This is a genomic window from Roseomonas sp. BN140053, assembly GCF_047690175.1.
GTDB lineage: Bacteria > Pseudomonadota > Alphaproteobacteria > Acetobacterales > Acetobacteraceae > Roseomonas.
Genome location: NZ_JBLLEB010000003.1, coordinates 308,771 through 323,514 on the forward strand (window position 1 = coordinate 308,771; position 14,744 = coordinate 323,514).

Genomic DNA, 14,744 nt, shown 5'->3' on the forward strand with positions numbered 1-14,744 from the left:
TGGCACCCGGCCTGGACCCGCCTGGACCCGGCCCGCCCCGCGGGCGAAACTCCGCGCCATCCCATTCCGCACCGGACCGAATGCCCGACAGTTCCATCTTTCGCTGCGTCCTGCTCACCGGCGCCACCGGCTTTCTCGGTTCCGCCGTGGCGCGCGCCCTGCTGGATGCCGGCCACGGCGTGCGCGCCCTGGTGCGGGCGGAAACCCCGCGGCACGTGCTGGACGGGCTACCGATCGACTACGCCCCCGGCGATCTGCTCGACCCCGCCTCGGTGACGGCGGCGATGCGCGGCGCCGACGCTGTGGTGCATTGCGCCGCCGACTACCGCCTCTGGGTGCCCGACCCCGCGCGCATGGCGGCGGTCAACGTGACGGGGACCGAGACGCTGATGCGCGCGGCCCTGGCGGCGGGCGTGAAGCGCGCCGTGCATGTCAGCAGCGTCGCCACCCTCAAGCCCCGCCCCGACGGCACCCCGGCGGACGAGACCGATGCCGCGCGGCCGGAGGAGGCCATCGGCCCCTACAAGCGCACCAAGGTGGAGGCCGAGCGCGCGGTGGAGCGGCTGGTGGCGGAGCAAGGGCTGCCGGCGGTGATCGCCAACCCCTCCACCCCGATCGGCCCGCGCGACGTGCGGCCGACCCCCACGGGCCGGGTGCTGCTGGACGCGGCGCGCGGCAAGGTGCCGGGCTACGTCGATACCGGGCTCAACCTGGTGCACGCCGATGACTGCGCCCGCGGCATCGTGGCGGCGCTGGAGCGTGGCCGGATCGGGGAGCGCTACATCCTCGGCGGGCAGGACGTGACGCTGCGCGAGCTGCTGCTGGAAACCGGCCGCCTCGCCGGCCGCAGCGCCCGGCCGGTGCCGCTGCCGCGCGGGCCGCTCTATCCGCTGGCGCTGGGCATGGAGGGCTGGGCGCGGCTGACCGGCAAGGAGCCGCTGCTGACGCGGGATGCGCTGCGGATGTCGCGCTACCGGATGTTCTTCTCCTCCGCCAAGGCGGCGCGCGAGCTGGGCCACGCCGCCCGCCCCTGGGAGGAAGCCGTGGCCGACGCGCTGGACTGGTTCCGGCTGCGGGGGATGCTGCCGGCGTGAGCCCGGCGCTGCTCCTCGCCTTGGCCGCGGTTCTGGCCTGGGCGGTGCTGCTGGGGCTGCGCGGCCGCTGGTGGCGCACGGACGTCAACGACGAGGACGCGGCGGAACTGCCCGATCCCGCCGATTGGCCGGCGGTGGCCGCGATCGTGCCGGCGCGGGACGAGGCGCCGACCATCGGCGCCACCGTGCGCTCCCTGCTGGCACAGGACTATCCCGGCCCCTTCCGGCTGGTGGTGGTGGATGACCGCAGCACGGACGGCACGGGGGATCTGGCCCGCGCCGCGGCGGTGGGCGACCCGCGGCTGATCGTGGTCACCGGCCGGGCGCGGCCGCCGGGCTGGACCGGCAAGCTCTGGGCGCAGCAGCAGGGGCTGGAGGCGCTGGCTGCCACGCCGGGCGCGGTCGCGGCCGGTGACCCGTTGGCCGCCACGCCGAGTGCGGTTGCGGCTGGCGACCCGCCTGCCGCCGATACGGGCACGGCGCCGGAATACCTGCTGCTCACCGATGCCGATATCCGCCATGACCGCGACAGCCTGCGCGCCCTGGTACGCCGGGCGCGGGCGGAAGGGCTGGCCATGGTGTCGCTGATGGCCCGGCTGCGCTGCGAGAACGCGGCGGAGCGGGCGCTGATCCCCTTCTTCGTGCTGTTCTTCGGGATGCTCTACCCCTTCCGCTGGGTGAACGATCCCGCCGCCCGCACCGCCGGGGCCGCCGGCGGCTGCGTACTGCTGCGCCGCGACGCGCTGGAAGCCTCGGGCGGGCTGGAGCCGATGCGCGGCGCCATCATCGACGACTGCACCCTGGCCCGCCGCATCAAGCATCCCCAGGGCAGCGCAGAGCGCGCCCGCGGCAGCGCAGAGCGCGCCCGGGGCGCCGAAGGGCGTCCCGCCAGCGGCGAGTCGCGGCCGATCTGGCTGGGGCTGACCCGGCGGGTGGTGTCGCTGCGCCCCTACGAGGGCCTGGGCGAGCTGCGCCGCATGGTGGCGCGCACAGCCTACGCGCAACTCGGCTACAATCCTTTCCTGCTGCTGGGCACCGTGTTGGGGCTGGGACTGGTGTTCCTGGCACCGCCCCTGCTGGCGATCTTCGCCGAGGGCACGCCGCGTTGGCTGGGCGTGGCGGCCTGGCTGGCCATGGTGAAGGTGTCGACGCCGATCCTGCTCTTCTACGGGTTGTCGCCCTGGCGCGGGGCGGCGCTGCCGGCGGTGGCGGCGCTGTACCTGCTCTTCACCCTCGACTCCGCCTGGGCGGAATGGCGCGGCCGCGGCGGGCTGTGGAAGGGCGAGGCGCATCGGCGCGACGCCCCGGCCGCCCTGCTGCCCGGCACGGCCCCGGCCACCGCGGCGCCCGAGGGTGGCGCAGCGGTCACGGCTGAGGGAGAGCATGGCGGAACCGCGCCGCCGAGGCTTCGCGAACCCGGGAAGGTCGCGTAAGTCGGTCCACACCGCGGCGTGTCCTTTCCGCAGGAAAGCGGTGCCGGCCCGCCCAGGCTTCCGGGGCCGGCAGCCACCGAGGGGATTGTTTTTGACCTTGTCCAGCATGCGTGACCTCGCCGCGGCCACCGCCGCACCCGCCCGGCCGTTCGTGGGCGGCGCCCCGCTCGACGCCGCGATCGCGCGGGGCACGGCGGCGCTGCTGGGTCGGCAGCGCGACGACGGGCACTGGGCCTTCGACCTGGAAGCCGACGCCACCATTCCCGCGGAATACGTGGTGCTGCGCCGCTTCCTCGGCCGCCCCGACCGCGGGCTGGAAGCGCGGATCGGCGTCCACCTGCGGCGGCTGCAGCGGCCGGATGGCTGGTCGCTGTTCCATGCCGGGGCGCCGGATATCAGCGCCTCGGTCAAGGCCTACCTGGCGCTGAAGTGGATCGGCGACGACCCGGACGCGCCGCACATGCAGGCCGCCCGCGCCGCGATCCTGGCGCTGGGCGGGGCGGAGCGGAGCAACGTCTTCACCCGCTCGCTGCTGGCGCTGCTGGGGCAGATCCCCTGGCGCGCCGTGCCGGTCATGCCGCCGGAGATCATGCTGCTGCCGCGGTGGTTCCCTTTCCACCTCTCCAAGATCTCCTACTGGGCGCGCACTGTGCTGGTGCCGCTGCTGGTGGTGAACAGTCGCCGGCCACGCTCCGACGAGCCCTGCCCGGACCTGTCCGAACTCTTCGCCACCCCGCCCGAGCAGGTGAAGCGCTGGCCCGGCGGCGGGCACGAGGCGGAGCCCTGGGCCACCCTGTTCCGCGGCCTCGACGCCGCCCTGCAGCGCACCCAGCACCGCTTCCCCGCCAGCCGCCGCCAGAAGGCCGAGGCCGCGGCGATGCGCTTCGTGGATGAGCGCCTGAACGGCGAGGACGGTTTGGGCGGCATCTACCCCGCCATGGCCAATGCGCTGATTATGTATCGCTGCCTCGGCGTGCCCGACAGCGACCCGCGCGTGGTCACTGCCTGGAAGGCGGTGGATGGGCTGGTGATCGAGCGCGAGGACGAGGCGCTGGTGCAGCCCTGCCTGTCGCCGGTCTGGGACACCGCGCTGGCCGCCCACGCCCTGCTGGAAACCCGCGACCCCCAGGCCGAGGCGGCCGCCGCCCAGGGGCTGCGCTGGCTGCTGCCGCGGCAGGTGACGGAGGTGGTGGGAGACTGGGCGGTGACGCGCCCGGGGCTGCGGCCGGGCGGCTGGGCCTTCCAGTACAACAACCCGCACTACCCCGACCTGGACGACACCGCGGCGGTGGTGCTGGCGCTGGACCGGGCGCGCGACCGCGCCGATGCCGGTGACCCCGCCGCGATCGAGGCGGCGATCGACCGCGCCACGGAATGGGTGGCGGGGATGCAGTCGCGCGACGGCGGCTGGGCGGCCTTCGACGCCGACAACACCGCGCACCACCTGAACTCCATCCCCTTCGCCGACCACGGCGCGCTGCTGGACCCGCCCACCGCCGACGTCACCGCGCGCTGCCTGGGGATGCTGGCGCAGCTCGGCCGCCTGCCGGCCAACGACCGCGTGGCGCGGCGCGGGCTGCGGGCGCTGCTGGCGATGCAGGAGCCGGACGGGTCCTGGTTCGGCCGCTGGGGCATCAACTACGTCTACGGCACCTGGTCGGCGCTGAGCGCGCTGAACGCGGTGGGCACGCCGCACGCGGCCCCGCCGGTGCGCCGCGCCGCCGAATGGCTCAAGGCCAACCAGAACGCCGATGGCGGCTGGGGCGAGGACGGCGCTTCCTACGCGCTGAACCCCGCCGACCGGCCGGAGGCGCCGTCCAGCGCCTCGCAGACCGCCTGGGCGCTGCTGGGGCTGATGGCGGCGGGCGAGGCGCACGACCCGGCGGTGGATCGCGGGCTGGAATGGCTGATGGCGCACCAGGCGCCGGAAGGCGGCTGGGAGGAGGAGGCCTATACCGGCACCGGCTTCCCGCGCGTCTTCTACCTGCGCTACCTCGGCTACGCGCAGATCTTCCCGCTCTGGGCCCTGGCGCGGGCGCGGGAGCTGCGGCGCGGCAATGCCGGACGGGTGCCGCACGGGCTGTAGCGGCGCGCCGCGGCCGGTGACGGCGGCCGACCGGCCCAGGCGCCCCGTGCCGGCCCGGTTCCCCGGAGCGACGCCGCGGCCGGCGGGACCGCTGCGCCGGTTCGCGCGTCCGGCACGAACCGCCCCGGCACCAGGGTGACGGCTTCCCCCATCCTGGTGGCGGTCGGGCTGCTGGCCGAGGCCCGTGCCCTGCCGCGCGGCGACGTCTTCCGCCCCCTCTGCGCCGGCGGCGACCCGCGGCGCCTGGGCGAAGCGCTGGCCGCCGTGGCGGGCGAGGGCGCGCGCGGGGTGCTAAGCTTCGGCATCGCCGGCGGGCTGGACCCCGCCCTGCGCCCGGGGACGATCCTGCTGGCGACGGAAGTGTGCCTGCCCGACGGCACGCGGCTGCCCGCCGATCCGCGCTGGGCCGCCGCGCTGCGCGGCGCCTGCGAAGTGGCCGGCCTGGCGGTGCAGGGCGGCCGGCTGGCGGCGGCGGCGGCCGTGGTGGCGGAACCCGCCGACAAGGCGGCGCTGCGGGCCGCCACCGGCGCGCTGGCGGTGGACCTGGAATCCGGCGTGGCCGCCCGCTTCGCCGCCCAGCGCCGGCTGCCCTTCGCGGCCCTGCGCGTGGTGGCGGATGCCGCCGGGCACCGCCTGCCGCGGGCCGCCGTGGTCGGCCTGACCCCGGACGGCCGGCCCGACATCCCCCGCGTGCTGGCCGCCCTGCTGCGCCGCCCCGGCGACCTGCCGGACCTGCTGCGCACGGCGGCGCGCACGGCGGCGGCGATGCGCGCGCTGCGGGCGGCCGGGGCTGCGTTGGGAGAAGGCCGGGGGAGTGAACTCCCCCGGACCCCCTCCTTTTTTCGGGAGTTTTCGGGGGCGCCGGTGGCCACGGGAGCCCCCGAAAACTCCCGAAAATAGATGGGGGTCCGGGGGAATACTTTTCCCCGGCTTCCTTTCCTCACGCCGAGAGCAGGCGCTCCCGCAGCGCAGCATCCGCCAGCAGGGTGGCCAGCGGGCCCTCGAAGGCCACGGTGCCGCGGTCCAGCACGGCGCAGCGCTCGGCGAAGCCGCGGGCGAAGGGCAGGTTGCCTTCCGCCACCAGCATCGACAGCCCGTCCCGGCGCAGCGCCGCCAGGGCTTCCGCCAGCCGGTCCAGCACCACCGGTGCCAAGCCTTCCGAGGGCTCGTCCAGCAGCAGCAGACGCGGGCCGCCCATCAGCGTGCGGGCGATGGCCAGCATCTGCTGCTCGCCGCCCGAAAGGCGCGCGGCGTCGCGCCGCAGCAGCGGCTCCAGTTCCGGAAACAGCGCCAGCGCCCGCGCGCGGTCCCAGCCGGAGCCGGGGCGGCGCCCGGCTTCCAGGTTCTCCGCCACGCTGAGCCCGGCGAAGACGCGACGGTCTTCCGGCACCCAGCCCAGCCCCGCCCGGGCGATGCGGTGCGGCGGCAGGGCGGACAGGTCGCGGCCCTCGAAGCGCAGCGTGCCGGTGCGGGGGCGCAGCACGCCCATCACCGTTTTCAGCGTGGTGCTCTTGCCGGCGCCGTTGCGGCCCAGCAGCAGCAGGCACTCACCCGCGGCGACGCGCAGGGACACGCCGCGCAGCGCCTCGGCCGCGCCGTAGCCGGCCACCAGCCCGGCCACCTCCAATCCACCGGCTGCCTGCCCGTCCCGCCCCGGCCCGTCCTGTCCGGCGGCCGCCGGCGCGTCGCCCGCCGCGCTCATCCCGCGGCGCCCAGGTAGGCCGCGCGCACCGCGGGGTCGGCGCGCACCGCCGCCGGCGCGCCTTGCGCGATCACCCGGCCGCGCGCCATCACCATCACCCGGTCGGCGTGGCGGAACACCGCGTCCGTGTCGTGCTCGGTGAACAGCACCGCCAGGCCGTCGCGCCGGGCGAGGTCCACCACCAGCCGCATCATCGCGTCGCGCTCGGCCGCCGGCAGGCCGGCCGTGGGTTCGTCCAGCAGCAGCACGCGCGGGGCCGTGGCCAGCGCCACCGCCAGGTCCACCCGCTTCAGCCCGCCCTGCGGCAGGGCGGCGCAGGGGCGGTCGGCCCAGTCGAGCAGGTCCAGCCGCGCCAGCAGCGCATCCGACGCGGCCGGGTCGTCGCGCCGCGCGTCGCGCCAGGTGGCGCGCCAGCTGCCCGCCCGCGCCAGCCGCGCCGCCTGCACGTTTTCCCGCACCGTCAGCGAGGCGAAGGCGCCGGCCACCTGGAAGGTGCGCGACAGGCCCAGCGCCGCCCGCCGCGCCGGCGGCAGGGCGGTGACGTCGGCCCCGTCCAGCAGCACCCGCCCTGCATCCGGCTGGTCCTGGCCGCCCAACAGGGCGAAGGCGGTGCTCTTGCCCGCGCCGTTGGGGCCGATGATCGCCAGGATCTCCCCCGGCGCGAGGCTCAGCGACACCCCGTCCACCGCCCGCACGCCGCCGAAGGCGCGCACCAGCTCCGCCGCCCGCAGGATCATGCGCGGGCGGTCCGGTGCGGGGCGGGCACCTGGCCCGGGCGGTGGCGGGGATGCCGTCCCCGCGCGCCGCGTCGCCGGGGCGGGCGCTGCCCGCGGCAGGGGGCAGGGCCGCCCCCGGGCCGGGAACGCGTCACCGGCTGGCCTGCCGGGCCCCGAGCAGGCCGCGCGGGAAGAACAGGACGAGGGCCAGCACCACGAGGCCGAGCACGGCGCGCCAGTAGTCGGTGGCGCGCACCAGCTGCTCGTTCAGCAGGGTCCAGGCCACGGCGCCCAGCACCGGGCCGGACAGGCTGTGGATGCCGCCCAGCAGCACCATCAACAGGCCGTCCACCGAACGGCCCAGCCCGAGCACGGAGGGAAACACGCTGCCCTGGGCATAGGAGAACACCGCCCCCGCCAGCCCGGCGGCCGCGGCGGCCAGGGCAAAGGCGGCGCGGCGCAGGCGGGGCACGGGCAGGCCGGCGGCCTCGGCGCGGTGCGGGGCGTCGCGCGCGGCGCGCAGCGCCAGGCCGAAGGGCGAGCGCACGAGCCGGCGCAGCAGCCAGACCCCGCCACCGCAGAGCAGCAGCGCCAGGTAGGCGTAACGCAGCGGGTCGCGCACCCACTCCGCCGGCCAGACGCCCAGCACGCCGTTGTCGCCGCCGGTCCAGTCACTCCATTGGAAGGCGGCGGAGAACAGGATTTGCGTCAGCGCCAGGGTCAGCATGGCGGCGTAGACGCCCGACAGGCGCAGCACCACCAGACCGCCCAGCCAGCCCAGCGCCCCGGCCAGGAGCGGCGCGGCCAGCAGCCCCAGCTCCATCGGCGCGCCGAGGTGCCGCACCCCCAGCGCCGCCGCGTAGGAACCGGCGCCGAACCAGGCGGCGTGGCCGAAGGAGGTGATGCCCGCCGGCCCCAGCAGCAGGTGCAGGCTGGCCGCGAACAGCGCCATCGTCGCCCCCTGCGTCACGATCGACACGCCGTGCGCGGGCAGGAAGGGCAGCGCCAGCGGCACCGCCACCAGCGCCGCGCCCCACAGCCAGGGCGACCAAGCCGGCGCCGGCGGCAGGGGCGGGGCCGCGTCCTGCAGCGCCGGCGCCAGCGGCCGCCCCAGCAGCCCGTAGGGGCGGAAGGCGAGCACCACGGCCATCACGGCGAAGACCAGCACCAGCGTCACCTTGGGCAGCAGCAGGATGCCCCAGGCCTGCAGCAGCCCGATCAGCAGCGCCGCCAGGAAGGCGCCGGTGACGGAGCCCAGCCCGCCCACCACCACCACCACGAAGGCGTCCACCACCGCCGGCAGGTCCATGTTCAGCGTGACGGGCGCGCGCGGCAGCTGCAGCACCCCGGCCAGTGCCGCCAGCCCCGCGCCCAGGGCGAAAACGCCGGTGAACAGCCAGCGCGCGTCGGTGCCCAAGGCCGAGAGCATTTCGCGGTCGGCGGTGGCGGCGCGCAGCAGCAGCCCGAAGCGGGTGAAGCGCAGCAGCAGGAGCAGCAGCCCCAGCACCAGGGGGCCGAGGGCGAGCAGGAACAGCTCGTAGAGCGGGAAGCGGGTGCCCAGCACCGCCACCGTGCCGCGCAGCCCCGTCGCGCGCGGGCCCAGCAGGTCCTGCGGCCCCCAGAGCCACAGCGCCGCGTCCTGGGCAATCAGCACCAGGGCGAAGGTGGCCAGCAGCTGGTACAGCTCGGGGGCGGCGTAGAGGCGGCGCAGCAGCAGCATCTCCAGCAGCGCGCCGCCCGCCGCGGTGGCCAGCGGCACCAGCAGCAGCGCCCACCAGAAGCCCAGCCCCCACCCCGCCGACACCGTCCAGCCCAGGAAGGCACCCAGCATGTAGAGGCTGCCATGGGCGAAGTTCACCACCCGGCTGACCCCGAAGATCAGCGTCAGCCCCGAGGCCAGCAGGAACAGCGAGGAGGCGCTGGCCAGCCCGTTCAGCCCCTGCGCGAGCAGCGCCTCGGCGCTCACCCGCCGGCCATCCGCGCCGGAGGTTCCACCCGGGCGGGCCGGCCAGCGTCGCGGCCCGGGGAGCCGGTGCGGTCCGAAGGTCCTGCGCGCCTCACCCCTGCGGCCGCATGCCCCGCACCACTTCCTCGGCGGGCAGGTAGGCGGCGCCGTCGGCGTAGCGCCAGTCCACCATCACGCCGCGGCCGTCGCGCAGCGCCGTGCGGCCCACGAAGGCGCCCAGCGTCGCCTGGTGGTCCAGGGCGCGGAACTCCACCTCGCCGGTGCCGAAGGCGGTGGGGAAGCGCAGGCCGCTGAGGGCGGCGATCAGCGCTTCCGTCTCGGTGCTGCCGGCCTTGTTGATGGCGGCCGCGATGGCGGTGACCGTGTCGTGCCCGACGATCGAGCCGCAGCGCGGCGCCTCGTTCCAGCGGGCGCGGTATTCGGCGCGGAAGCTGTCGTGCACGGGGTTGTACAGGTCGGGCTCGGGGTAGCCGGTGACGATCCAGCCCTCCGGCGCCTCGTCGCCCAGCGGGTCGAGGTATTCCGGCTCGCCGGTCAGCATGGACACCACCGCGCGGTTCTCGAACAGCCCGCGCGAGGCGCCCTGGCGCACCAGCGCCGTCAGGTCGCCGGCAAAGGTGACGTTGAAGATCGCCTGCGGGTTGCTGGCCGCCAACGCCTGCACGGTGGCGCCGGCATCGATGCGGCCGAGGGCGGGATACTGCTCGCCCACGAACTGCACCTCGGGGCGGGCGCGCTTCAGCAGCTCGCGGAACCAGCGCACGGCGGACTGGCCGTACTCGTAGTTGGGGGCCACCGTGGCCCAGCGGGTGGCGGGCAGCTTGGCCGCTTCCTCCACCAGCATCGCGGCCTGCATGTAGGTGGAAGGGCGCAGCCGGAAGGTGAAGCGGTTGCCGCGGGCCCAGACCAGCGCGTCCGTCAGCGGCTCGCTGGCCACGTAGACGCGGCGGGACTGCGCCGCCACGTCGCTGAGCGCCAGGCCGATGTTGCTGAGGTAGCCGCCGGCCAGCAGCGCCACGCCCTGGCCCTGCACCAGTTCCTGCGCGTGGCGCACGGCGTCCTCGGGGCGGCCGGCATCGTCGCGGAACACCGTTTCCAGCTTGCGGCCCAGCACGCCGCCGGCGGCGTTGATCTGGTCCTGCGCCAGGATCCAGGCATTGCGATAGGGGCCGAGAAAGGCGGGCTGGGCGGTGTAGGAGTTGATCTCCCCGATCCGCAGCGGCTGCTCGCCCTGTGCTCGCACCAGCCGCGGTGCCGCCAGGGTCGCCGCCGCCGTACCCGCCACCAGGGCTCGCCGCCCGATCCCGCCCGCCATCGCCGAATCCCGCATCGTTTCGCGCCGCGTCCAGATGCGCGCACGGGCGGCCCGGTGCAAGTCGGCCCGTCAAGCCGTGCCGGATGATCGGCGCGAGGCCAGAGGGGAACCACCTCTCCGGACAGCCCGCCCAGGGCTTGCACCCCAGGCGGGCCGCCCTTCCGCATCGGGGCAGGTATTTCGGTTGACGGGACGGGAGCACGGACCGGACACTCCGCGCGAAGCCGCAACAAGCGGCCGGTGAATGCCGTTTGGGGGGAATTCCGGGTGCGCTACATCGACGCCTTCAATCATTTCTTTCCGGAGCGGTTCTTTGCCGGCGTGGTGGAAACCCCCGCGGGCCAGAAGGACATGGGCAAGCGCGTGCGCGGCATCCCCGCGCTGTTCGACCTCGACGAGCGGCTTCGCATCGTGGACTCCTTTCCCGACTATTCGCAGATCCTGTCGCTGAGCATGCCGGCGATCGACCGGCTCTGGGGGCCGGAGGATTCGCCGGAATGGGCCAGGATCGGTAATGACGAGTTGGCCGAGCTGGTGGCCCGGCATCCGCAGCAGTTCCCGGGCTATGCCGCCTCTCTGCCGATGAACGCGCCCGAGGCTGCGCTGCGCGAGGCGGAGCGCGTGCTGCGCAACGGCGCCAACGCCATCCAGCTGCACACCAACGTGGACGGCGCGCCGCTGGACGAGGAACGCTTCTGGCCGATCTTCGAGGTGATCGCGAAATCCGGGCGGCCGATCCTGCTGCACCCGATCCGCACGCGCGAAATGGCGGATTACCGCAACGAGACCAAGTCCAAATACGAGATCAACAGCGTCATCGGCTGGCCCTTCGAGACCGGTGCGGCGCTGGCGCGGCTGGTCTTCTCCGGCATCATCGACACCTACCCGGACCTCAAAGTCGTGTCGCACCACCTCGGCGGCATCATCCCCTATTTCGAGGGCCGGGTCGGGCATAGCTGGGACCAACTGGGCTCGCGCACCTCGGACGAGGACTACGCCTCCATCCTGAAGCGGCTCAAGAAGCGCCCGCTCGACTACTTCAAGGAATTCTACGGCGACACCGCCCTGGCGGGGGCGCGAGGGCCGACGATCTGCGGCATCTCCTTCTTCACGCCCGACCGCGTGCTCTTCGCCTCCGACTGTCCCTTCGATCCGGAGAAGGGCACGGGCTACATCAAGGCGACCATCGCGGTGCTGGAATCCCTCGACCTGTCGGAGGAGGACCGCAACAAGATCTGCCACGGCAACGCGCGGCGCCTCTTCGGCCTGGACTGATCCCCCACCCTTCTTCCCGGACCCAGCGTGGAGGATCGCGATGCTCCGCCTGCTTCGACGCCTGCTGCCCGTCCTCCTGGCCGCCGCGCTCGCCCCGGCCGGGGCGACGCTTGCGCAGGACTTTCCCAGCCGCCCCATACGCATCCTCGCCCCGATCCCGCCGGGGGCTGCGCCCGACATCGCGGCGCGGCTGATCGCCGAGCGCATCGGCGAGAGCCTGCGCCAGCCCGTGGTGGTGGAGAACCGCTCCGGCGCCAACGGCAACCTCGCCATGGAGGTGGTCACCACCGCGCCGCCGGACGGCTACACGCTGCTGCTGGCTGCCGACAGCAACATCGTCATCAACCGCCACGTCTATGCGCGGCTGCCCTTCGACACGCTGCGCGACCTGATCCCCGTGACCAGCGTGGCGCGCAACCAATTCCTGCTGGCGGTGAACCCGAGGCTGCCGGTGCGCAGCTTCGAGGAGTTCATCGCCTATGCGCGGGATCACCGGCCGCCCCTGGCCTATGCCTCCGGTGGGGCGGGCAGCCAGCACCAGTTCGCGATGGAGCTGCTGCGGCAGCGCGCGGGGATCGAACTGCTACACGTGCCCTTCCGCGGCGGCCCGCTCTCGGTCAACGCCACCATCAGCGGCGACACGCAGGTGATGTTCACCGGCGCCTCCAGCGCCGGCCTGCTCGAATCCGGGCAGCTCCGCGCCCTGGCGGCCAGCGGCTCCCACCGCTCCACACGATTCCCGGACTTGCCGACCATCGGGGAGTTCTACCCCGGCTACGCCATCGACATCTGGCTCGGCCTCTTCGCCCCGGCCGGCACGCCGGAGCCGGTGGTGACGCGGTTGCGGACGGAGGTGCAGGCCCTGCTCGCCCGCCCGGACTTCGCGGAAAGGCTCAACGTGTCCGGCAGCCTGGAACCGCTGATCCTGTCGCCGGCGGAGTTCAGCACGCTGATCCGCGACGACGACCGCAAATACGGGGAACTCGTGCGGGCACTGGGCGTGAACCTGGACTGAGGCACGCCCGCTCACCCCAGCGCGGCCAGCCGCGCCGGAACCTCGGCCAGGGCGGCTTCCTCCACGTTAGCGAAGGCCAAGCGCAGGTGCCGCTCCTGCCCTGGGCCGAAGAAAGGGCCGGGCAGGCCCAGCAGCCCGTGCCGCGCCGCCAGGATCTCAGCGGCCGCCTCGGCGTCCGGGGCTCCGTCCGGCAGGCGCAGATAGGCGAAATAGGCGCCCAGCGCGTCCACCCGCCAGCCGGGCAGGGGCGCCACGGCCCGGGCAAAGGCGGCGGCGCGGCCGGCCATCACCGCGCGGTTGCTGGCCCGCCAGTCCGCCAGGGCCGGCACCGCCCAGGCCAGGGCGCGCTGCGCCGCCCGGGGGGCGCAGATCTGCCAGGTGTCCAGCGCCTTGCGCAGTTCCGCCCGGAAGGCGGGACCGGCTAGGATGGCGCCGACGCGGTGGCCGGGGACGCAGTAGGACTTGCTGAAGGAATAAAGCTGCACCACGCCGCTTCGCCAGTCCGGGTTGCGGAACAGCGCGTGCGGGGCGCCGGCGGGCAGGAAGTCGCGATACGTCTCGTCCAGCACCAGCCACACGCCGCGGGCGCGGCACAGCGCGGCGAAGCGGGCCAGAGTGTCGGGCGGCAGCACCGCGCCGGTGGGATTGTTGGGCGTCACCAGCACCAGGGCGCGCACCCGGCCGCCGGCGGCGTCCAGGGCGGCCGCGGCGCGCTCGGGGTCGGGCAGGAAGCCGTCGGCGGCGCGGCAGGGCAGGGGCACGGCGCCGATCCCCGCGATCTCCAGCGCCATGCGGTGGTTGAAGTACCAGGGCACCGGCAGCATCACCGCCTCGCCCGTGCCGGCCAGCACGGCGGCGGCCAGCGAGAAGGCGAGGTTGCAGCCCGCGGTGATCGCCACGTCCTCCGCCGCGATCGCCGCGCCGTAGGTGGCGGAAAGCTCTGCCGCCAGGGCTTCGCGCAGCGCGGGATCGCCCTCGATCTCGCCGTAGGCGGCGCCCTCGCGCTCGCCTGCCGCGGCGGCGAGGCGTTGCAGCAGCGCGGGATGCGGCGGGTAGCCCGGCACGGCCTGGCTCAGGTCCAGCATCGGGCCGGCGGCGCCGCGGTAGCGGGCGCTCCAGGCGCGGGCGGCGGGGATCGGGGGTGCGGCGGTGGCGCGCAGCCGGGGCGACAGGGCGAGCATTCTGGTTGCCGTCTGTGTCACGCGTCGGCGGTGGGGTCCATCGCGGCGCGGCCGGTGGCGTGTCGCCACCAGTGCCACAGCAGCCGCGCCGCCAGGGAGCGGAAGGGGCGCCAGTTCTCCGCCTCCGCCGCCAGGACGCGCGGGGTGGGGCGGGCGGGCAGTTCGCGCAGGTGGGCCAGCGCCGCGGCCAGGGCCAGATCGCCCTCGGGGAACAGGTCGGGGCGGCCTTCCGCGAAGAGGAGGTGGACCTGCGCCGTCCAGCGCCCCAGCCCACGCACGGCGCACAGGGCGGCCAGGGCCTCGGCATCGGTCATGTCCGGCAGGGCGTCCAGCGGCAGCCGGCCGTCCAGCGCCGCCGTCGCCAGGGCGCGGGCATGCGCCGCCTTGGGGCGGGACAGGCCGGCCACGCCGCACAGCGCGGCATCGTCCAGCTGCAGCAGCCCCGCCGGTTCCAGCGCCCCCGGCAGCGCCGCCAGCCGGGCGAAAATGACGGCCGCGGCGCGGTCGCTGATCATCTGCCCGCAAATCGCGCGCAGCAGCCCGGGAAAGCCGGGCGGGCGGCTGCGCCAGGGCAGCGGGCCGACGGTGCGCTCGATGCGCGCGAGTTCGGGATGCGCCGCGGACAGCGCGTCCAGCCCGGCCCGCGCCCAGGCCGGCGGTGCCGGCAGGAGAGCTGCGGCCGGGGTCGGCAGGAGTGGCGGCGGAGCGGGCAGGAGCGGTCCCGGCGGAGCCGGCAGGAGCGGCTGCGGCCGTGCGGCAGGAAGTCCCGGGTCGGGCTGGGCCGCCGACCCGGCGCGGCGTCGCGCGGCGGTTCCGGCGCACCGCCCGGCCTGCGGCGGAGCGGGCGGCAGCGTCGCGCCGTCCGGCGCGGCCGCGGCGGCGTCGCGGCGCCGGCCCGGGGGCGCGGCGGAGCCGGGGGCGGCGATGGGGCGGCGGGTTCGCATCCTGGGGATGCGGCCAG

At 75.3% G+C, this 14,744-nt stretch carries 12 protein-coding genes; 6 read left to right on the top strand and 6 right to left on the bottom strand.

Annotated features, from left to right (window positions below; translation table 11 throughout):
• The first annotated feature begins 80 nt into the window (after positions 1 to 80).
• From hpnA to ACLIBK_RS05415, 4 genes are all read left to right on the top strand, one after another.
• A complete protein-coding gene (gene hpnA / locus ACLIBK_RS05400) occupies positions 81 to 1,094 on the top strand; it encodes a hopanoid-associated sugar epimerase (RefSeq protein ID WP_415386206.1) in 1,014 nt (337 codons plus the stop codon).
• Positions 1,091 to 2,527, top strand: a complete 1,437-nt coding sequence (locus ACLIBK_RS05405; protein WP_415386207.1) for a glycosyltransferase — start codon at positions 1,091 to 1,093, stop codon at positions 2,525 to 2,527. Before hpnA ends, ACLIBK_RS05405 begins: the two co-directional genes overlap by 4 nt.
• 106 nt (positions 2,528 to 2,633) lie before the next feature.
• Positions 2,634 to 4,613, top strand: coding sequence for a squalene--hopene cyclase (gene shc, locus ACLIBK_RS05410; RefSeq protein WP_415386248.1), 1,980 nt, complete (start codon positions 2,634 to 2,636; stop codon positions 4,611 to 4,613).
• A gap of 135 nt (positions 4,614 to 4,748) precedes the next feature.
• A complete protein-coding gene (locus ACLIBK_RS05415; RefSeq protein ID WP_415386208.1) occupies positions 4,749 to 5,513 on the top strand; it encodes a hopanoid-associated phosphorylase in 765 nt (254 codons plus the stop codon).
• A 40-nt stretch (positions 5,514 to 5,553) separates the two neighbouring features.
• Here the strand turns inward: ACLIBK_RS05415 and ACLIBK_RS05420 are convergent, their stop codons facing one another.
• The 4 genes from ACLIBK_RS05420 to ACLIBK_RS05435 form a co-directional block, all read right to left on the bottom strand.
• Entirely contained in the window at positions 5,554 to 6,315 is a 762-nt protein-coding gene (locus ACLIBK_RS05420) for an ABC transporter ATP-binding protein (protein WP_415386209.1), read from the bottom strand.
• A complete protein-coding gene (locus tag ACLIBK_RS05425) occupies positions 6,312 to 7,052 on the bottom strand; it encodes an ABC transporter ATP-binding protein (protein ID WP_415386210.1) in 741 nt (246 codons plus the stop codon). The genes ACLIBK_RS05420 and ACLIBK_RS05425 overlap by 4 nt, the downstream gene beginning before the upstream one ends.
• Before the next feature lie 130 nt (positions 7,053 to 7,182).
• Positions 7,183 to 8,997: an ABC transporter permease gene (locus tag ACLIBK_RS05430; protein ID WP_415386211.1), complete on the bottom strand. Its 1,815-nt coding sequence runs from the start codon at positions 8,995 to 8,997 to the stop codon at positions 7,183 to 7,185.
• Positions 8,998 to 9,088: 91 nt separating this feature from the next.
• Complete coding sequence (locus ACLIBK_RS05435) at positions 9,089 to 10,312, bottom strand: ABC transporter substrate-binding protein (protein WP_415386212.1); 1,224 nt, start codon at positions 10,310 to 10,312, stop codon at positions 9,089 to 9,091.
• Positions 10,313 to 10,579: 267 nt separating this feature from the next.
• Here ACLIBK_RS05435 and ACLIBK_RS05440 point away from each other — a divergent pair, with 267 nt between their 5' ends.
• Together ACLIBK_RS05440 and ACLIBK_RS05445 are read left to right on the top strand one after the other, a co-directional pair.
• Complete coding sequence (locus ACLIBK_RS05440; protein WP_415386213.1) at positions 10,580 to 11,587, top strand: amidohydrolase family protein; 1,008 nt, start codon at positions 10,580 to 10,582, stop codon at positions 11,585 to 11,587.
• 40 nt (positions 11,588 to 11,627) lie between these two features.
• Positions 11,628 to 12,602: a Bug family tripartite tricarboxylate transporter substrate binding protein gene (locus ACLIBK_RS05445; RefSeq protein WP_415386214.1), complete on the top strand. Its 975-nt coding sequence runs from the start codon at positions 11,628 to 11,630 to the stop codon at positions 12,600 to 12,602.
• Between the two features lie 11 nt (positions 12,603 to 12,613).
• Here ACLIBK_RS05445 and ACLIBK_RS05450 read toward each other — a convergent pair whose 3' ends face one another.
• A complete protein-coding gene (locus ACLIBK_RS05450) occupies positions 12,614 to 13,783 on the bottom strand; it encodes an aminotransferase (RefSeq protein ID WP_415386215.1) in 1,170 nt (389 codons plus the stop codon).
• A gap of 17 nt (positions 13,784 to 13,800) precedes the next feature.
• Complete coding sequence (locus ACLIBK_RS05455) at positions 13,801 to 14,727, bottom strand: DNA-3-methyladenine glycosylase family protein (RefSeq protein ID WP_415386216.1); 927 nt, start codon at positions 14,725 to 14,727, stop codon at positions 13,801 to 13,803.
• Positions 14,728 to 14,744 lie beyond the last annotated feature (17 nt).

Excerpts from the sequence above, each read along its gene's own strand:
- hpnA (WP_415386206.1), top strand. The coding sequence starts at position 81 with ATGCCCGACAGTTCCATCTTTCGCTGCGTCCTGCTCACCGGCGCCACC.
- shc (WP_415386248.1), top strand. The coding sequence starts at position 2,634 with ATGCGTGACCTCGCCGCGGCCACCGCCGCACCCGCCCGGCCGTTCGTG.
- ACLIBK_RS05420 (WP_415386209.1), bottom strand. The coding sequence starts at position 6,315 with ATGAGCGCGGCGGGCGACGCGCCGGCGGCCGCCGGACAGGACGGGCCG.
- ACLIBK_RS05425 (WP_415386210.1), bottom strand. The coding sequence starts at position 7,052 with ATGATCCTGCGGGCGGCGGAGCTGGTGCGCGCCTTCGGCGGCGTGCGG.
- ACLIBK_RS05435 (WP_415386212.1), bottom strand. The coding sequence starts at position 10,312 with ATGGCGGGCGGGATCGGGCGGCGAGCCCTGGTGGCGGGTACGGCGGCG.
- ACLIBK_RS05445 (WP_415386214.1), top strand. The coding sequence starts at position 11,628 with ATGCTCCGCCTGCTTCGACGCCTGCTGCCCGTCCTCCTGGCCGCCGCG.
- ACLIBK_RS05450 (WP_415386215.1), bottom strand. The coding sequence starts at position 13,783 with ATGCTCGCCCTGTCGCCCCGGCTGCGCGCCACCGCCGCACCCCCGATC.
- ACLIBK_RS05455 (WP_415386216.1), bottom strand. The coding sequence starts at position 14,727 with ATGCGAACCCGCCGCCCCATCGCCGCCCCCGGCTCCGCCGCGCCCCCG.